Source organism: Thalassospira sp. UBA1131 (genome assembly GCF_002311515.1).
Lineage (GTDB): Bacteria > Pseudomonadota > Alphaproteobacteria > Rhodospirillales > Thalassospiraceae > Thalassospira.
In genome coordinates, this window is sequence record NZ_DCAO01000015.1 from 11,692 (window position 1) to 12,188 (window position 497).

The window sequence follows — 497 nt, forward strand, 5'->3', positions numbered from 1 at the left end:
CTTTTGACGACCTTCTATGGCGCGGTTCTGGCCAACATGGTGTTCATGCCGCTTGCCGGGAAGCTTGAACGCAACTCCAGCGACGAGGAACTTTTGAATTCGGTCTACATGGTTGGTGCTGTTTCCATCGGTCGACAGGAAAACCCCCGTCGTCTGGAAATGCTGATCAACTCGATCCTGCCGCCGTCAAAACGCGTCAGCTACTTCGATTGATCGTGAATGTGAATATGGTGGTTCTGGCGCATCAACGCTTTTTTTGATGCGCCGGGTCCCCGAAACTGATCGGAAAGAGATGATACGATGCAGGTACTGATCGTTGGTGGACTGGGCGGACAGATAGGCGCAGCCAGCAAGATCGCAATGGCGCGCGGCGCTTCGGTCCAGTTGGCCGAAAGTGTCACGACTGCGCTTAACATCCTGCGGGCGGGCAACCGGATTGATCTGGTTATGGCTGATATCACCCTTGATGTCGCCGCCCTGATTGAAGGCATGGTTGC

General features: G+C 54.9%; 2 pseudogenes. Both read left to right on the forward strand.

Annotated elements, in window-relative coordinates:
* A pseudogene (locus B3Z49_RS01950) lies at positions 1–213 on the forward strand (flagellar motor protein MotA); the annotation flags it as partial.
* An 87-nt stretch (positions 214–300) separates the two neighbouring features.
* Positions 301–497 (forward strand): annotated as a pseudogene (locus B3Z49_RS01955) (sigma-54-dependent Fis family transcriptional regulator); the annotation flags it as partial.